We start from the raw sequence: 16,744 nt of genomic DNA, 5'->3' as shown, positions 1-16,744 counted from the left end.
GCGCCGATGGTACTGCAGGGGGGACCCTGTGGGAGAGTAGGACGCCGCCGAACAACCATTAACAGGAAGCCCCCTGACCACCGGTCAGGGGGCTTTTCTGCATTCCCGCACCAGCGCCGGAAGTGGGCTGGGGAGGCCGGCCGTCGTTGGTGGGGCGGCTGCTGTGGGTGGCTTACATGGCGCCACCGATGCCGAATGGCACGCTCGTGGCTTGTTGCTGTTGCTCGGCTCCGCCTCGCGGGCCAACTACAGCGGGGGAGCGGGGCCGGTGCCGGGCGCCGTTGCCGGGTGCGGGTGTGCAGAAACGGTTCTGCCGCCGGGCCTCGCGTGAACCGGGGTCGATTCTCGTACGTCGGGTCACTTTTGGTACGCCAAGACCGGGTCAATTAGGGCATTGCGGCATGATCAAGTGACACCTTGTCCCGAAAGTGACCCCGGTTCAGTCCAAGACCCGGCCGCAGAACCGTTTCTGCACGCCCCACCCCGCACCCACCCGCTGCCCGGCAACGAACCCCTACCCGCCCCCGGCTCCTCGTAGTTGGCCGCGAGCGGAGCGAGCCACCCCAGCCACCAACACACCAACGCGCCCCATGGAAGTGATGGCGGATCACCGGGAGCGAACACGCACCGGTAACCCGGCCACAAGACGGGGGCTCGGCAGCAAGGCGGATTCCGCACCACCAGCCGCCCCGAGCTTCCCCGACCTACCCGGTCCCTCCGCGCCGACCTGTCGGGCGGGGTGCCCAGCGGGCGAGGGACCAGAGGGTGAGGCTGGTGAGGCACCAGCCGGCGACGACGTCCAGGAACCAGTGGTAGTCGCGCCAGATCAGGGACACGCCCACGCCGACGCAGAAGGCGACCGTCGCTGCGTAGAGGGTTCTGCGCAGGTGAGGTCGGGCGGCGAGGAAGCAGATGCCGATCAGCCAGGCTGCGGTGCCGTAGCAGATCCCCGCGGTGCTGGTGTGGCCCGAGGGGAACCAGCCCCACTGGCCGGGGAGGACCGGTGCGCCTTCCGGGCCGGGGCGGCCGATGATGATTTTGCCGGGGATGACGGTGGAGAAGAGGGCCGTCCCCGCCAGTACCGAGATCAGCACCGGTTTCCACGACCGGGTCCGGGTCGCTGCTGCCAGGGTGGCCACGATCAGCGCTGGGGCTGCTGCCCTGGTGTCCCCCATGTCGGACCAGTGTTCCGCCAGCCGGTCCAGGATCGGGTAGGGGTTCTCGGAGACCAGCCTCAGCACATGGTCACGGATCCAGGTGTCGAGGCTCAGCAGCGGCCCCTTGGTGACAACCTGTTCGGTGGTGACGGCCAGGACGAGGAGCAGGGAGATCGGGAACCACACCGATGCCACCGCCGATGTCAGGGCATGGAGAAGCCACCCCGGAGCAGGGGGGAGAGCCCCGGGGTGGCTGTGGTGATCGCCGGTCCGCGTGGCCCGGGGGGTTTGGGCTCGGCGAACGGTCGATCGGCTGAGGGGTGGCGGACCGGAGTCCGCTGTGGTGTCCTCGGCGGTGTGTCGCCGGTGAGGGTCAGTCACCGACGGGCGCTGCTTCTCCATCTGTCATGACAGTACGTCACTGGGGTCGGTGCGGCTCCACGCCTCACCCACCCGCCATCAGGTCCGCACACCTTCTTCACGCCATGCTTTGCGCCATGGCTTGGAAAGCACTCCGCGGACGCCGACGGTGGGGCGGGTCTGCCGACTCACAGCCCGGCGAAGGCCGTCTCCAGGATGTCCAGGCCCTCGGCGAGCAGGTGTTCCGGCATGACCAGCGGCGGCAGGAAGCGCAGCACGTTGCCGTAGGTGCCGGCGGTGAGGACCAGCAGGCCCTCGGCGTGGCAGGCCTTGGCGAGCGCGGCGGTCGCCTCCGGGTTGGGGTCCTTGCTGCCCGGCTTGACCAGCTCGACGGCGATCATCGCACCGCGGCCGCGGACGTCACCGATGATGTCGAACTTCTCCTGCATGGCGCGCAGCCGCGGCAGCATCGTCGCGCCGATGGCCTGGGCCTTGGCGTTGAGGTCGAGCTCCTTCATGGTCTCGATCGAGCCGAGCGCGGCGGCGCAGGCGACCGGGTTGCCGCCGTAGGTGCCGCCGAGGCCGCCGGCGTGGGCGGCGTCCATGATCTCGGCGCGGCCGGTGACGGCGGCGAGCGGCAGGCCGCCCGCGATGCCCTTGGCGGTGGTGATCAGGTCGGGGACGATGCCCTCGTCCTCACAGGCGAACCACTGGCCGGTGCGGCAGAAGCCGGTCTGGATCTCGTCCGCGACGAAGACGATGCCGTTGGCCTTGGCGAACTCGACGATCGCCGGCAGGAAGCCCTTGGCCGGCTCGATGAAGCCGCCCTCGCCGAGGATCGGCTCGATCACGATGGCGGCGACGTTCTCCGCGCCGATCTGCTTGCTGATCATGTCGATGGCCTGGGCGGCGGCATCGGCTGCGGCGTTCTCGGCACCGGTGAGCCAGCGGTACGGGTAGGCGACCGGGACGCGGTAGACCTCGGGGGCGAACGGGCCGAAGCCGTGCTTGTACGGCATGTTCTTCGCCGTCATGCCCATGGTGAGGTTGGTGCGGCCGTGGTAGCCGTGGTCGAAGACGACGACCGCGGTGCGCTTGGTGTAGGCGCGGGCGATCTTCACCGCGTTCTCGACGGCCTCGGCGCCGGAGTTGAAGAGCGCGCTGCGCTTCTCGTGGTCGCCCGGCGTCAGCTCGTTCAGCTGCTCGGCCACGGCCACGTAGCCCTCGTAGGGGGTGACCATGAAACAGGTGTGGGTGAACGCGGCCAGCTGCGCCGCCGCGCGCTCCACCACGGCCTTGGCGCTGTTGCCGACGTTGGTGACCGCGATGCCCGCACCGAAGTCGATCAGGGAGTTGCCGTCCACGTCCTCGACCACGCCGCCGCCCGCGCGGGTGATGTAGACGGGGAGGGTGGTGCCGACGCCCGCCGCGACCGCGGCCAGCTTGCGGGCCTGCAGCTCCTGCGACTTGGGGCCGGGGACGGCGGTGACGAGGCGGCGCTCCTGGGGGAGCGAGGGGCCGCCGGGCAGCTGCCCGGCGCTGGACGGAGCAGCGCTCATGTGAGGTCTCCCAGGGAGTGATGGGGGCTTCGGCGCGGATCGCGCCTCGTACTCTGGCAGGCTACGGCGGGACGATGGGGGTCGCATACGCCGCGGGGGAGTGGTGCGGGGGTGGGAGTTGTCCTGGCCGGACATCGCCGTTCCTGGCCGGTCATCGTCCTGCCTGCCGTCGTGCCTCTGCTCGCGGCGGCTGTCGTCCACTAGATTGAGGGCCTTGGCGGGCGCGCGCGAGGGAGCGGACTGCAATGGCACTGGGCGGCGCGCCGCAGGCGTACCCACAGACTTCCGACCGGATTCCCGATCACCCGGTCCCGCACCGGGGCTTCGATCTGATCGGCTGGCTCTCGGCGCCCCGCCACTCCGGCACACCCGGGATGTACGCGCTCGGCCCGGCAGCGCGGACCCCGCAGGAGCAGCGGGACGAGGACGGCGCGGGGATCCCGGCCTGGCAACTGCTGCTGCGGGCCGCGCTTAACCTGGTGGTCGCCTGGGAGGTCTTCTACTACCTGGGCAGCCTGGTCAATGTCGAGATCCGCGGCTTCGTGGTCCCCAAGGTGGGTGACGGCGGCGGACTCACCTTCACCACCTGGCTGGTGGACCTGTTGGAGATCGCGCTGCTGGTCAAGGTCTTCGGCCGGATGGGTCGGTGGTCCCTGGTCTGGCGTCGCTACGGGCGTCCGCTGGTGCGCCGGGCGGTAGTCGCCACGGAGAAGAAGGCGGTCATCCCCGCGCAGGCGGACGGACGGCCGCAGGCCGTCGATCCCTGGTGGGCCTTCCGCGCTGTCGCGGAGCCCGGTGGGCTGGCCCTGCTGGAGCAGGAGACGGCGTCCGGGCGGGTGAACGACGTGGACCACCAGCGGCTGAACCGTGCGCTGGAGTGCGTCCGCGACTACCCGGACCGTCTGGCCGCGCTGCTCGACGCGGTGCGCGACCACGGCTCGGCGGCCTGCGCCCACCCCTCCGGATTGCGTGACCTGCCGGCCCGCGGCTCCGGCAACGACCTGCTGCTCCGTCAGATCCGGCTGGGAACCGCCGAGGACGTGCCGAAGAACCCCCCGGCCTACCGCGGCGTCGACCTTGCCCTGGACCCGACCCTGCTCGGAACCTCGCTCCTCGCCGTCGGTCCGTCCGGGACCGGGAAGACGGTCAGGCTGGCCCGCCCGGTGGCCGAGACGCTCTGCCTCCAGGCCTTGGCCGGGACCGCGGTGGTCGTGGTGGTCGGCGCTGCGGACGCCGACCTCGGCCCGGACTCCTGGTACGACGTGGTGGTGGCCCCCGGCGATTCGCGCGGCCGCTACGGGCTCGACCTGTACGGCGGTGCCCGCCGCCCCGAGGAGGGCGCGTCCCGGCTGGCGGACGCGCTGCTCCCGGAGGAGCTGGCGCCCCGCGCCACCCTCGCCCGCCAGGCGCTCCAGCAGGTCGTCGGTCCCTTCGCGGCCGCCCATGGCCGTCCGCCGGGGCTGCGTGAGCTGTGCCTGCTGCTGCGGGGCGACGCCGACGCCTGGAACGGGCTGCGCGAGGAGCTGCGGGCGACCGGGCAGCTGACCGATCATCAGTACGACCTGGCCCAGCGGGAGCGGATGCATGGTCAGATCGACGACCCGGGCGGGTTGCTGGCCGACCGGCTCGGCCTGCTGGACCGCCCGGTCTTCGCCGGCTGCTTCAACGCCGCACCCGGCGGAGGCGCAGGCGACCCCGCGGGGAAGCGGACTGCGCCAGGGAGCGTCCCCAGGGACGCCGGGCTGCCGCTGTTCGCCATGCACGCCCTCGACCACCCGCTGCGGGTCCGGATCGCGCTTCCGGAGCACGCCCATCCCGAGGCCGCCCGGATCCTGGCCCGCCTCGCCGTCGGCCAGTTCCTCCATGCCGCGGGTACCAGGCAGGACCGTTCCCTCTTCGCTGGTCTGGTGGTCGACGACGCCTCGGCCGTGATCGACACCCACAGCGTCCGCGACCTGCAGCGCCTGCGCGGCGCCCACGCCGGCGCGGTGCTGCTGCTGCGCACCCTGTCGGACCTGCCGGAGGGCCTGCGCGCGCCGCTGTTCGGCGCGGTCGGCGGCCGGATGGCCTTCCCCGGCCTCGCGCCCTGGGACGGCACGCTGTTCGCTGAGACCTGGGGGACGGTCTGGGTCGACGAGCGGGACATCACCCGTGCGCCGGACACCTCCGGCGGGATGTTCAAGCGGACCTGGCGGGCGATCCGCACCGTGCTGGCGGGCGAGCGGGCGCAGACCGAGAGCGTCACCACCCGGCGGGTGGAGCGCAGGCGGTGGTCCCCCTCGGAACTGGCGCAGGTGCTTCCCGGCGGCCATGCGGTGCTCTCGCTGACGGCGGTTGACGGCACGCCGGTGCCGCCGCTGCTGGTCGACCTGCGGAAGTAGCCCGCTGTAGCCCGCCGCAGCTTCGCCGGGTCCTCGTCGACGGTCGTTCGTAAGCGAGCCTGTGTGACGATGAGGCAGAATCGGGGGAGGTCGTTGTCCCCGGCGGCCAGTTGCGGACCTCGTCGAAGGTGACATGACCGAGCACAGCGCCACAGCAGCCGCCCCGAGCACCCCCACCGCCGTCACACTGGCGTCGCTGGTGGCGATACCCGGGCTGCACCTCACCGTGCTCGCCGGGGGCGAGCAGCTGGGGCGGCCGGTGCGCTGGGTGCACACCAGCGAGCTGGACGATCCGGTCCCCTTCCTGGAGGGCGGCGAGCTGCTGCTCACCACCGGCCTGAAGCTCGGGCGCGGCAAGGAGAAGCTGCGGCGCTACGTCCATCGGCTGGCCGATGCCGGCGTCGCCGGACTGGGCATCGGGGTCGGGCTGTCCTACGACGAGGTGCCCGCCGCGCTGGTCGAGGCGGCCGCCGAGCGCGAGCTGCCGCTGCTGGAGGTCCCGCAGCCGACTCCCTTCATCGCCATCAGCAAGGCCGTCACCGCCGCCCTCGCCGCCGAGCAGTACCAGGCGGTGACCACGAGCTTCGAGGCGCAGGAGGAGCTGACCCGGGCCGCGCTGGGCAAGGACGGCACCGCGGCGCTGGTGCGCCGGCTGGCCGCCCGCCTCGGCGGCTGGGCGGCGCTGTACGACGCCTCGGGGACCGTGCTGGTGGCGGCGCCCGACTGGGCCGCGCGCCGGGCGCGCGCGCTGCGGCCGGAGGTCGAGCGGCTGCGGAGCCGTCCGGCCCCCTCCAGCGCGGCGCTGCAGAACGAGCAGAAGGACCAGGACTACGTGGTCCTGCAGTCGCTCGGCGCCGACCGCCGGGCCCGGGGCTTCCTCGCGGTGGGCACCGAGGACCGGCTCACCCCCACCGAGCGCTATGTCCTCAACGCCGCGGTGGCGCTGCTCACGCTGACCCTGGAACGCTCCCGCGACCTGCGCCGCTCGGCCGAGCGGATGCGGACGGCGCTGCTGCGGCTGGTGCTGGCCGGCGAGACGGCCACGGCCAGAGCCGTCGCCGAGCCGCTGCTGGGCGGGCTGCCGGAGGGACCGGTGCGGGTGCTGCTGGCCGAGGGCGAGCCGCTGGACTTCCTCGGTGACGTCGCCGAGCAGTCCGCCACCCGTTCGGGTGAGCCGGTGCTGCTGGCTCCCGAGGGCGACCGGCTGGTCCTGCTGGCCCTGGACGGCGGCAGGGTCCACACCGACTGCGTCGCCGCGGCTCAGGACCTGGAAGGGCTGTTCGTCGGCATCTCCGCGCCGACCACCCCCGAGGCGGCCGGAGCCGGGTACACGCAGGCCGAGCGGGCACTGGCGGTGGCCCTGCGCAGCGGGCGGCGCACCGTCGACCACGACGAGGTGGGCACCGGTTCGATGTTGCCGCTGCTGGCCGACGAGGCGGTGCTGGCCTTCGCCGACGCCCTGCTGCGCCCGCTGCGCGAGCACGACCTCACCGCCCGCGGCGACCTGGAGGCCAGCCTGCAGGCCTGGCTCTCGCACCACGGGCAGTGGGACGCCGCCGCGGCCGACCTCGGCGTGCACCGGCACACCCTGCGCTACCGGATGCGCCGGGTCGAGGAACTGCTCGGCCGCTCGCTGGACGACACCGACGTCCGAATGGAGCTGTGGCTGGCCCTGCGCGCCCGCGGCAAGGGCTGAGGCGCGGGCAGACGCGACGGCAGCGGTGAGCGCGACGGACCGACGCAGTCCCGGCCCCGGTCCGTCCCACTCCAGTACGTACGGACCGGGTGCCGCAGTGCTCCGTTGCGGACAAGCGGCGGCCGTGCCGCCCGGCCCTACCGTGGAGGCAGACATCCGCACAGCAGGTAGTAGCAGAGGAAAGGTCCGGTGACCTCGGTGACCAGCACCCACGCATTCTGGCTGGCCGGTCGGCAGGAGAGCGGCACGGAGTCCTTCGAGGTGCACCACCCGTGGGACGGCAGCCTGGTCGGTACCGTCAGCATCCCCACCGAGGCCCAGGTCGAGGAGGCCGTCGCCGCGGCCGTGGCGGTGCAGGACGAGTTCGCCGCGACCCCCGCCTACGTGCGGGCGGCGGCGCTGGACCACGTGGCGCGCCGGCTGGGCGAGCGCACCGAGGAACTGGCCCGGCTGATCACCGCCGAGAACGGCAAGCCGATCAAGTGGGCCCGCGGCGAGATCGGCCGCGCCGCCTCGGTGTTCCGCTGGGCCGCGGAGGAGGCCCGCCGCTTCAACAGTGGTGAGGGCCAGCGCCTGGACACCGACGCGGGCGGCACCGGCCGGCTGGCGATCACCCGCCGCTTCGTCCGCGGGCCGGTCCTCGGCATCGCGCCCTTCAACTTCCCGTTGAACCTGGTGGCGCACAAGGTCGCCCCGGCCATCGCGGTCGGCGCCCCGATCATCCTCAAGCCGGCCCCGGCCACCCCGCTCTCCGCGCTGGTGCTGGGCGAGATCCTGGCCGAGACGGACCTTCCGGCCGGTTCCTGGAGCGTGCTGCCGGTCTCCAACGACCGGATGCCGGCGCTGGTGCAGGACCCGCGGCTGCCGGTGATCTCCTTCACCGGCTCCGACAAGGTCGGTTACCAGATCATGGACTCGGTACCGCGCAAGCACGTCACCCTGGAGCTGGGCGGCAACGCCGCCGCCGTGGTCCTGGCCGACTGGTCCAGTGAGGCGGACCTGGAGTGGGCCGCGACCCGGATCGCCACCTTCGCCAACTACCAGGGCGGCCAGTCCTGCATCTCGGTGCAGCGGGTCATCGCCGACGCGAGCGTCTTCGACCGCCTGGTCGAGAAGGTCGTCGCCAAGGTCGGTGCCCAGGTGACCGGCGACCCCTCGGACGACTCGGTGGACGTCGGTCCGCTGGTCAACGAGGACGCCGCCAAGCGGGTCGAGTCCTGGGTGGACGAGGCCGTGGCCGCGGGCGCGCAACTGCTCACCGGCGGCAAGCGGGAGGGCGCGAGCTATGCGCCGACCGTGCTCGCGGGCGTCCCGGCCGGGGTCACCCTGGCCACCGAGGAGGTCTTCGGCCCGGTGCTGACGCTTACCTCGGCGGCCACCACCGACGAGGCGTTCGCCCTGGTCAACGACTCCAAGTTCGGCCTGCAGGCGGGCGTGTTCACGCACGACGTGCAGACGGCGTTCCGGGCCCACCGCGAGCTGGAGGTCGGCGGCGTGATCATCGGCGACGCCCCCTCCTACCGCGCCGACCAGATGCCGTACGGCGGGGTCAAGGACTCCGGCGTCGGGCGCGAGGGTGTGGCCTACGCCATGGCCGACTACACCTACGAGCGCGTCATGGTGCTGACGGGACTGGCGCTCTGACGCCGGGTGGCTCGGGTTTCGCAGGGGTACGGGGTGTCGCGCCCTGAGGGTTGCAGATGGTGCTGACGGGACTGGCGCTCTGACGCCGGGTGGCTCGGGTTTCGCAGGGGTACGGGGCGTCGCGCCCCGAGGGTTGCAGATGGTGCTGACGGGGTTGGCGCTCTGACGCCGGGCGGCGTCCCGGGCCCGATCGGGTCTTACCTCTGGTGATCTGTCGGTGACGCAGCGTACGGTCTGGTAGCACTGGCCGGTAACCCGCTGCGAGGTGGTACGCGATGTCCACACCCGAGGTCCCCAAGGTCACCGAGCGCGAGGCGCGGCGCGTCGCCGAGGAGGCGCGCGAGCAGGACTGGCGCAAGCCCAGCTTCGCCAAGGAGCTGTTCCTCGGCCGCTTCCGGCTGGACCTCATCCACCCGCACCCGCTCCCCGACGAGGAGTCGGTGCGGGTGGGTGAGGCGTTCCTGGCCAGGCTGAGCGCCTTCTGCGGGACGAAGATCGACGGCGCGCTGATCGAGCGCGAGGCGACCATCCCGGACGAGGTGATCCGGGGCCTGCAGGAGCTCGGGGTCTTCGGGATGAAGATCGACACCGAGTACGACGGTCTCGGCCTCACCCAGGTGTACTACAACCGCGCCCTGGTGCTGCTCGGCAGCGTCAGCCCGGCCATCAGCGCGCTGGTCTCCGCGCACCAGTCCATCGGCGTGCCGCAACCGCTGAAGCAGTTCGGCACCGCGGAGCAGAAGCAGCGCTTCCTGCCGCGCTGCGCCCGCACCGACATCACCGCCTTCCTGCTCACCGAGCCGGACGTGGGCAGCGACCCGGCCCGGCTGGCGACGGCGGCGGTCCCCAGCGAGGACGGCGGGTCCTACGTCCTGGACGGCGTGAAGCTGTGGACCACCAACGGAGTGGTCGCCGACCTGCTGGTGGTCATGGCCCGGGTGCCCAGGAGCGAGGGGCACAAGGGCGGGATCACCGCCTTCGTGGTCGAGGCCGGCTCACCGGGCATCACGGTCGAGAACCGCAACGCCTTCATGGGCCTGCGCGGCCTGGAGAACGGGGTCACCCGCTTCCACCAGGTGCGGGTGCCCGCCGAGAACCGGATCGGTCCCGAGGGCGCCGGCCTGAAGATCGCGCTCACCACGCTGAACACCGGGCGGCTCTCGCTGCCGGCGATGTGCGCGGGTACCGGCAAGTGGTGTCTGAAGATCGCCCGCGAGTGGTCCGCGGCCCGCGAGCAGTGGGGCAAGCCCATCGCCGAGCACGAGGCCGTCGCCGGGAAGATCTCCTTCATCGCGGCGACCGCCTTCGCCCTGGAGGCGGTGCTGGACCTGTCCAGCCAGATGGCGGACGAGGACCGCAACGACATCAGGATCGAGGCCGCGCTGGCCAAGCTCTACGGCTCCGAGATGGGCTGGCGGATCGCCGACGAGCTGGTGCAGATCCGCGGCGGACGCGGCTACGAGACGGCCGAGTCGCTGGCCGCCCGCGGTGAGCGGGCGGTCCCGGCCGAGCAGGTGCTGCGGGACATGCGGATCAACCGGATCTTCGAGGGCTCCAGCGAGATCATGCACCTGCTGATCGCCAGGGAAGCGGTGGACGCCCACCTCAAGGTCGCCGGCGACCTGATCGAGCCGGAGGCCGACCTCAGGCGCAAGGGCCGCGCCGCGGCCAGGGCCGGTGCCTTCTACGCCGGCTGGCTGCCCAAGCTGGCCGCCGGCCCCGGCCAGCTGCCGACCTCCTACCGGGAGTTCCACCCGGAAGGGGGATATCCGGACCTGTCCGGGCAGTTGCGCTTCGTCGAGCGCTCCGCGCGCAAGCTGGCGCGCTCCACCTTCTACGCGATGTCCCGCTGGCAGGGCCGGATGGAGACCAAGCAGGGCTTCCTCGGGCGGATCGTCGACATCGGTGCCGAACTCTTCGCGATGAGCGCGGTGTGCGTCCGGGCGGAGATGCTGCGTACGACGGCCGGTGCGGCGGGTGACGCGGAGCAGGGGCGGGCGGCGTACGAGCTCGCCGAGCTGTTCTGCCGTCAGTCCCGGATCCGGGTCGACGAGTTGTTCGCCCGGCTCTGGACCAACACCGACGGCCTGGACCGGAAGGTCGCCCGCCAGGTGGTCGGCGGCCGCTACACCTGGCTGGAGCAGGGAATCCTCGATCCCTCGGGCGAGGGACCCTGGATCGCCGACTCCACCCCAGGCCCCTCGCAGCGGGACAATGTGCACCGGACGGTCCGCTGAAGCGTCATCAGGGCGGGGCGACCCTGGCGGTTTTGGGGGTCGCCCCGCCTCGGTACGATGCGCGCAGGCGTACGACGGATGGAGACATGACACCGGGGGCCCGTACGCCGCGTCTGAGGCCGCGTCAGCGGATCCGGCGGAAGTGGGCGGCTCCCGGCAGACACATCTCCGAGCAGACAGGTCCCTCAGGTGAGCTACCCGCCCTACGGGCAGAATCCGCAGAACCCCCAGCAGCCGCAGAACCCCTACGGGCGTCCGCAGCAGCCGCAGAACCCGTACGGTCGGCAGCCCCCGCCACCGCAGCAGCCGCAGCAGCCCAACCCGAACCCCTACGGCAGGCCGCAGCAACCGCCACCGCCGCAGCAACCCCCCAACCCGTACGGCCGGCCGCAACAACCGCCGCAGCAGCCGAATCCCTATGGGCGCCCGCAGCCTCCGCAGCAGCCACAGCCGCAGAACCCCTACGGCCAGCCGCAGCAGCCGCCGAACCCCTACGGTCAGCAGCCGCCGCAGAACCCGTACGGCCAGCCTCCGCAGCCTCCGCTGCCGCCCCAGCAGCCGCCCTACGGCGGTGGCCCCGGCGGCCCGGGAGGACCGGGCGGCCCCTCCGGGCCCGTCGGCGGCAGTGGTGGCGGCGGGGGCGGTCCGCGCCGGTCCCGGAAGGGCGTGCTGATCGCCTCGATCACCGCCCTGGTCCTGGTCGCCGGGGTGAGCGCCGTGGTGGCCTCCAACGGCAGCAAGAGCAACAAGAACAGTGGCGGCTCCAGCGCCGACGGGACCTCCGCCGACGGCACCTCCTGGGTGCCGCCGAAGTGGGCGGTGCCGGCCAATGACATCGGCCACGCCGACCCGAACACCGTGGTCACCGGTACCGTCTGGTTCGCCAAGTCCAGCCCGGAGAACCTCGCCACCTACGCCACCGAGGTCGGCACCCCGGGGAACTCCAAGTACCACAAGTTCCTCTCGCCCTCGGACTTCAACTCGACCTTCGCCAACCACGCCGACGCCAGCCAGGCGGTCACCCAGTGGGTCCAGCAGGCCGGTATGAAGGTGCTGTCGCAGACCGCCCAGTCGATCAACGTCTCCACCACCATCGCCGAGGTGGAGAAGACCCTCAGCATCAAGATCGACCGCTTCAAGCACGCCGGACGGACCGACCTGGCCCCGACCGGGCAGCCGAAGTACCCGTCCAACGTCGGTGACTACGTGTCCAGCGTCACCGGTCTCACCACCTCCAGCCCGGTCGACGCGCCGAAGCTGCGCACCGCGGCCGGCAGCAGCGCCAACTGCAGCAGCTACTACGGCCAGCGGGTGGCCACCGGCGCCGACACGGTCGCGCCGGACGGCAGCAAGCCGACCCAGCTGCTGTGCGGCTACACGGTCTCCCAGCTGCGCAGCGCCTACGGCATCACCGGCAGCAACCTCACCGGCAAGGGCGTCACCATCGCGGTCGTCGACGCCTACGCCTCGCCGACGATCGTTCAGGACGTCAACCGCTGGTCCTCCGAGAACGGCCTGCCGCAGCTCGGCTCGGACCAGTTCAAGCAGGTCGTGCCGGCCTCCTACGACGCGGCCAGCACCGCCGACCTGGCCTCCGGCTGGTGGGGCGAGGAGACGTTGGACATCGAGGCGGTGCACGCCGTCGCCCCCGATGCCAAGATCGTCTACTACGCCGCCCGCAAGCCCGACGACGCGGAGTTCTTCAACGCCTTCCAGCAGATCGTCAGCGGCCGGACCGCGGACATCGTCACCAACTCCTGGGGCAGCCCCGAGGGCACCGGTGACACCAACGACATCCAGGCCGGTGAGCAGATCTTCCAGCAGGCGGCCGCCGAGGGCATCACCTTCAACTTCTCCACCGGCGACGACGGCGACTACACCCAGGCCTCCAACGCCACCAGCAGCCCGACCGCCTCGTACCCCTCCGGCGACCCCTTCGTCACCGGGGTCGGCGGCACCTCGCTGGGGATAGGAGCTCAGGGCCAGTACGAGTGGGAGACCGGCTGGGGCGACGTGGCCTACCCGCAGAGCGGGAGCAGCTGGGACACCTCGGCCGGCAAGTTCCAGGGCGGCGGCGGTGGCGGCAACTCCGTCTACTTCTCGCAGCCGTCCTACCAGAAGGGCGTGGTGCCGGACAGCCTGGCCACCGCGGCCACCGGCAAGGTCAACCGCGAGGAGCCCGACGTCTCGATGCTGGCCGACCCGCTGACGGGTCTGACTGTCGGCCAGACCACCGGCAAGGTCACCGCCACCACCGCGGCCGACGGCGGGGTGAACTTCACCATGACCGGCGGCAAGTACAGCGAGGAGGCGGTCGGCGGCACCAGCCTGGCCTCGCCGCTGTTCTCCGCGATGGAGGCGCTGGCGGTGCAGAGCTCGGGCAGTCCGCTCGGCTTCGCCAACCCGGTGCTTTACCACCTCAACGGGACCTCGCAGTTCCACGACGTGGTGCCGAACCCGGTGGACGGCCACGAGCCCAGCTTCCTCGCCCAGAACGACAGCGGGACGCTGCTGCTGGTCGCGCTGAACAAGGACTCCTCGCTGAAGACCGCCAAGGGCTACGACGACGTCACCGGCCTCGGCAGCCCCACGGGGTCGTTCCTCACCTGGTTCAAGGACCATCCGAACGGGACCTGACCGCTCGTGGGGGATCGGGGGGTCGCTCCCCGACGGATGGAGTAAGGACCATCCGAACGGGACCTGACGCTCCGCTGTCGGCTCGGCAGTCCACAATGGTCGGCATGGACTCTCTCGCCGATCCGCACCTGCGCTTCGTCCCCGTCGTCGCCGACCCCGAAGGCCCCCGGGAACTGGTGATCCTCGGATCCACCGGCTCCATCGGGACCCAGGCCATCGACGTGGTGCTGCGCAACCCCGACCGCTTCCGGGTGGTCGGCCTGTCTGCCGCAGGCGGCCGGGTCGGCCTGCTCGCAGAGCAGGCGCTGCGGCTCGGGGTACGGAAGGTCGCGCTGGCGCGGGCCGAGGCGGAGCCGGAGCTGCGCGCGGCGCTGGCGGCCGGGGCGGAGCCCGGTCAGGAACTCCCGGAGATCCTGACCGGGCCCGACGCTGCGACCGAGTTGGCCGGGACCGAGTGCCATTCGGTGCTCAACGGCATCACCGGGTCCATCGGCCTCGCCCCGACCCTGGCCGCGCTGGAGGCCGGCCGGGTGCTGGTGCTGGCCAACAAGGAGTCGCTGATCGTCGGCGGTCCGCTGGTCAAGGCGGTCGCCAAGCCCGGCCAGATCGTCCCGGTGGACTCCGAGCACACGGCGCTGTTCCAGGGGCTGATGGGCGGGGCCCGGCGCGAGGTCCGCAAGCTGGTGGTCACCGCCAGCGGCGGCCCGTTCCGGGGCTGGAGCCGCGAGCAGCTGGCCGGGGTCACCCGGGAGCAGGCGCTCAACCACCCCAACTGGGACATGGGCCCGGTGATCACCGTGAACTCGGCCACCCTGGTCAACAAGGGCCTGGAGGTGATCGAGGCCCATCTGCTCTACGACATCCCGTTCGAGCAGATCGAGGTCGTGGTCCACCCGCAGTCGGTCATTCACTCGATGGTGGAGTTCACCGACGGTTCCACGCTGGCCCAGGCCAGCCCCCCGGACATGCGGATGCCGATCTCGCTGGGCCTCGGCTGGCCGGACCGGGTCCCCGACGCCGCGCCGGGATGCGACTGGACCAAGGCCGCCACCTGGACGTTCTTCCCGCTGGACACCGAGGCCTTCCCGTCCGTCGGGCTGGCCAGGCACGTCGGCGCGCTGGGCGGGACCGCCCCGGCGGTGTTCAACGCCGCCAACGAGGAGTGCGTCGACGCCTTCCTCGACGGCCGGCTGCCGTTCACAGGCATCGTGGATACGGTGGCGAAGGTGGTCGCCGAGCACGGTCGGCCGAGTCCGGGAACCGCGCTGACCCTCGCGGACGTCCTGGCTGCGGAGACCTGGGCCCGCGGCACCGCACAGGACCACATCAAGAAGGCAGGTGGCCGATGACGGCACTCATGACCATCCTCGGCATCGCCATCTTCGCGTTCGGCCTGCTGGTCTCGATCGCCTGGCACGAGCTGGGGCACCTCACCTGGGCCAAGGTCTTCAAGATCCGGGTGCCGCAGTACATGGTCGGCTTCGGCCCGACCATCTGGTCCCGCAAGAAGGGCGACACCGAGTACGGCATCAAGGCGATCCCGCTCGGCGGCTACATCCGCATGATCGGGATGTTCCCTCCGGGCAAGGACGGCAAGGTCACCGCCCGCAGCACCTCTCCCTGGCGGAGCATGATCGAGGACGCCCGCGAGCAGTCCTACGAGGAGATCCTGCCCGGGGACGAGACCAGGCTCTTCTACACCAGGAAGCCCTGGCAGAAGGTCATCGTGATGTTCGCCGGGCCGTTCATGAACCTGGTCCTGGCCTTCGGGCTGTTCCTGGCGCTGTTCATGGGCTTCGGGATGGCCAAGGCCGTGCCGACGGTGAGCTACGTCAGCGCCTGCGTCCTGGCCCAGGGCAGCGCCACCACCGACACCTGCCCGACCGGGGCCAAGGCGTCGCCGGCCGCCGCGGCCGGGATCAAGCCGGGTGACAAGGTCGTCTCCTACAACGGCGACGCGATCAGCAGCTACGACCAGCTGCAGAGCGACATCCGCAAGTCCGCTCCCGGTGTCACGATCCCGGTGGTCGTCGAGCGCAACGGCACCCAGCACACGCTGAAGGTCACCCCGGTCGAGAACACCGTCTACGTCGACGACGCCAACGGGAACCCGACCAGCAAGACCACCAAGGCCGGCTTCGTCGGGCTCTCCCCGGTGACCACCACGGTCCCGCTGAGCTTCGGCGACAGCATGAGCCAGATGTACGACATGGCCAAGACCGGGGTGCACTCCGTGCTGGCCCTGCCGTCCAAGATCCCCGCGCTCTGGGACTCCGCCTTCGACGGAGCCCCCCGTGCCACCGACTCCCCGGTCGGGGTCGTCGGCGTGGCCCGGGTGGGCGGTGAGGCGTTCGCGATGAAGGCGCCGCTGATCGACCGGTTCGCCTTCGAGGTGCAGCTGCTGGCCGGGCTGAACCTCTCGCTCTTCCTGCTCAACATGCTGCCGCTGCTCCCGCTGGATGGCGGCCACATCGCCGGCGCCCTGTGGGAGTCCTTCCGCCGCCGGATGGCCCGGCTGTTCCGCCGTCCGGACCCGGGCCACTTCGACGTCGCCAAGCTGATGCCGGTGGCGTACGTGGTGGCCGGGGTCTTCCTGTGCTTCACCGTGCTGGTGATGATCGCCGACGTGGTGAATCCGGTGCAGATCGGCTGACGCCGTGGAAACTCCGGGAGAACCTCCGGTTGCGGCGCCGATCGGGATGTGAGGCAGGTCGGCACTGTGGCGTACGGTTGGTCCGGGAGAGCTGGGAGCAGCTCCAGCCTCCTGGACCACCGGGAGTTCCGGTCGGGCCGCCACCTCACCTTGGGGACTTAGCCAGAGATGACCGCGATCTCGCTCGGAATGCCGTCCACGCCGCTCAAGCCGCTTGCCGTGCGGCGCAAGAGTCGTCAGATCATGGTGGGGAGCGTGGCGGTCGGTGGTGACGCGCCGGTGTCGGTGCAGTCGATGACCACGACGCTGACCTCGGATGTCAATGCGACGTTGCAGCAGATCGCGGAGCTGACGGCGTCGGGGTGCCAGATCGTGCGGGTGGCGTGTCCGTCGCAGGACGATGCGGATGCGTTGGCGACC

10 protein-coding genes are annotated in these 16,744 nt (G+C 71.6%); 8 read left to right on the top strand and 2 right to left on the bottom strand.

What is annotated here, in order from left to right; all coding sequences use genetic code 11:
• Nucleotides 1–704: 704 nt before the first annotated feature.
• A complete protein-coding gene (locus IF29_RS0140540) occupies nt 705–1,352 on the bottom strand; it encodes a phosphatase PAP2 family protein (protein ID WP_198037691.1) in 648 nt (215 codons plus the stop codon).
• Nucleotides 1,353–1,705: 353 nt separating this feature from the next.
• On the bottom strand, nt 1,706–3,076 hold the full coding sequence (gabT, locus tag IF29_RS0140535) for a 4-aminobutyrate--2-oxoglutarate transaminase (protein ID WP_030267321.1): 1,371 nt from the start codon (nt 3,074–3,076) through the stop codon (nt 1,706–1,708).
• A 245-nt stretch (nt 3,077–3,321) separates the two neighbouring features.
• On the opposite strand from gabT, the gene IF29_RS0140530 reads away from it, so the two are divergent.
• The 8 genes from IF29_RS0140530 to IF29_RS0140495 form a co-directional block, all read left to right on the top strand.
• A complete protein-coding gene (locus IF29_RS0140530; RefSeq protein WP_051726682.1) occupies nt 3,322–5,457 on the top strand; it encodes a hypothetical protein in 2,136 nt (711 codons plus the stop codon).
• 133 nt (nt 5,458–5,590) lie between these two features.
• Entirely contained in the window at nt 5,591–7,153 is a 1,563-nt protein-coding gene (locus IF29_RS0140525; RefSeq protein ID WP_051726681.1) for a PucR family transcriptional regulator, read from the top strand.
• A 198-nt stretch (nt 7,154–7,351) separates the two neighbouring features.
• Nucleotides 7,352–8,797, top strand: coding sequence for an aldehyde dehydrogenase family protein (locus tag IF29_RS0140520; RefSeq protein ID WP_030267313.1), 1,446 nt, complete (start codon nt 7,352–7,354; stop codon nt 8,795–8,797).
• A gap of 275 nt (nt 8,798–9,072) precedes the next feature.
• The gene (locus IF29_RS0140515) at nt 9,073–11,034 is read left to right on the top strand and encodes an acyl-CoA dehydrogenase family protein (RefSeq protein WP_030267309.1); all 1,962 of its coding nucleotides are present in this window, start codon (nt 9,073–9,075) and stop codon (nt 11,032–11,034) included.
• A 189-nt stretch (nt 11,035–11,223) separates the two neighbouring features.
• A complete protein-coding gene (locus tag IF29_RS0140510) occupies nt 11,224–13,671 on the top strand; it encodes a S53 family peptidase (protein WP_084715552.1) in 2,448 nt (815 codons plus the stop codon).
• Nucleotides 13,672–13,775: 104 nt separating this feature from the next.
• Entirely contained in the window at nt 13,776–15,020 is a 1,245-nt protein-coding gene (dxr, locus tag IF29_RS0140505) for a 1-deoxy-D-xylulose-5-phosphate reductoisomerase (RefSeq protein WP_030267303.1), read from the top strand.
• On the top strand, nt 15,017–16,324 hold the full coding sequence (locus tag IF29_RS0140500; protein WP_030267301.1) for a M50 family metallopeptidase: 1,308 nt from the start codon (nt 15,017–15,019) through the stop codon (nt 16,322–16,324). Before dxr ends, IF29_RS0140500 begins: the two co-directional genes overlap by 4 nt.
• A gap of 168 nt (nt 16,325–16,492) precedes the next feature.
• Nucleotides 16,493–16,744, top strand: a 252-nt coding sequence (locus IF29_RS0140495; protein WP_030265801.1) for a flavodoxin-dependent (E)-4-hydroxy-3-methylbut-2-enyl-diphosphate synthase, incomplete at its 3' end; no start/stop codon positions are given.

This window comes from Streptacidiphilus jeojiense, assembly GCF_000719095.1.
GTDB lineage: Bacteria > Actinomycetota > Actinomycetes > Streptomycetales > Streptomycetaceae > Streptacidiphilus > Streptacidiphilus jeojiensis.
The sequence above is the reverse complement of the archived record's forward strand: the minus strand, read 5'-3'. Positions and strand labels throughout refer to the sequence as shown.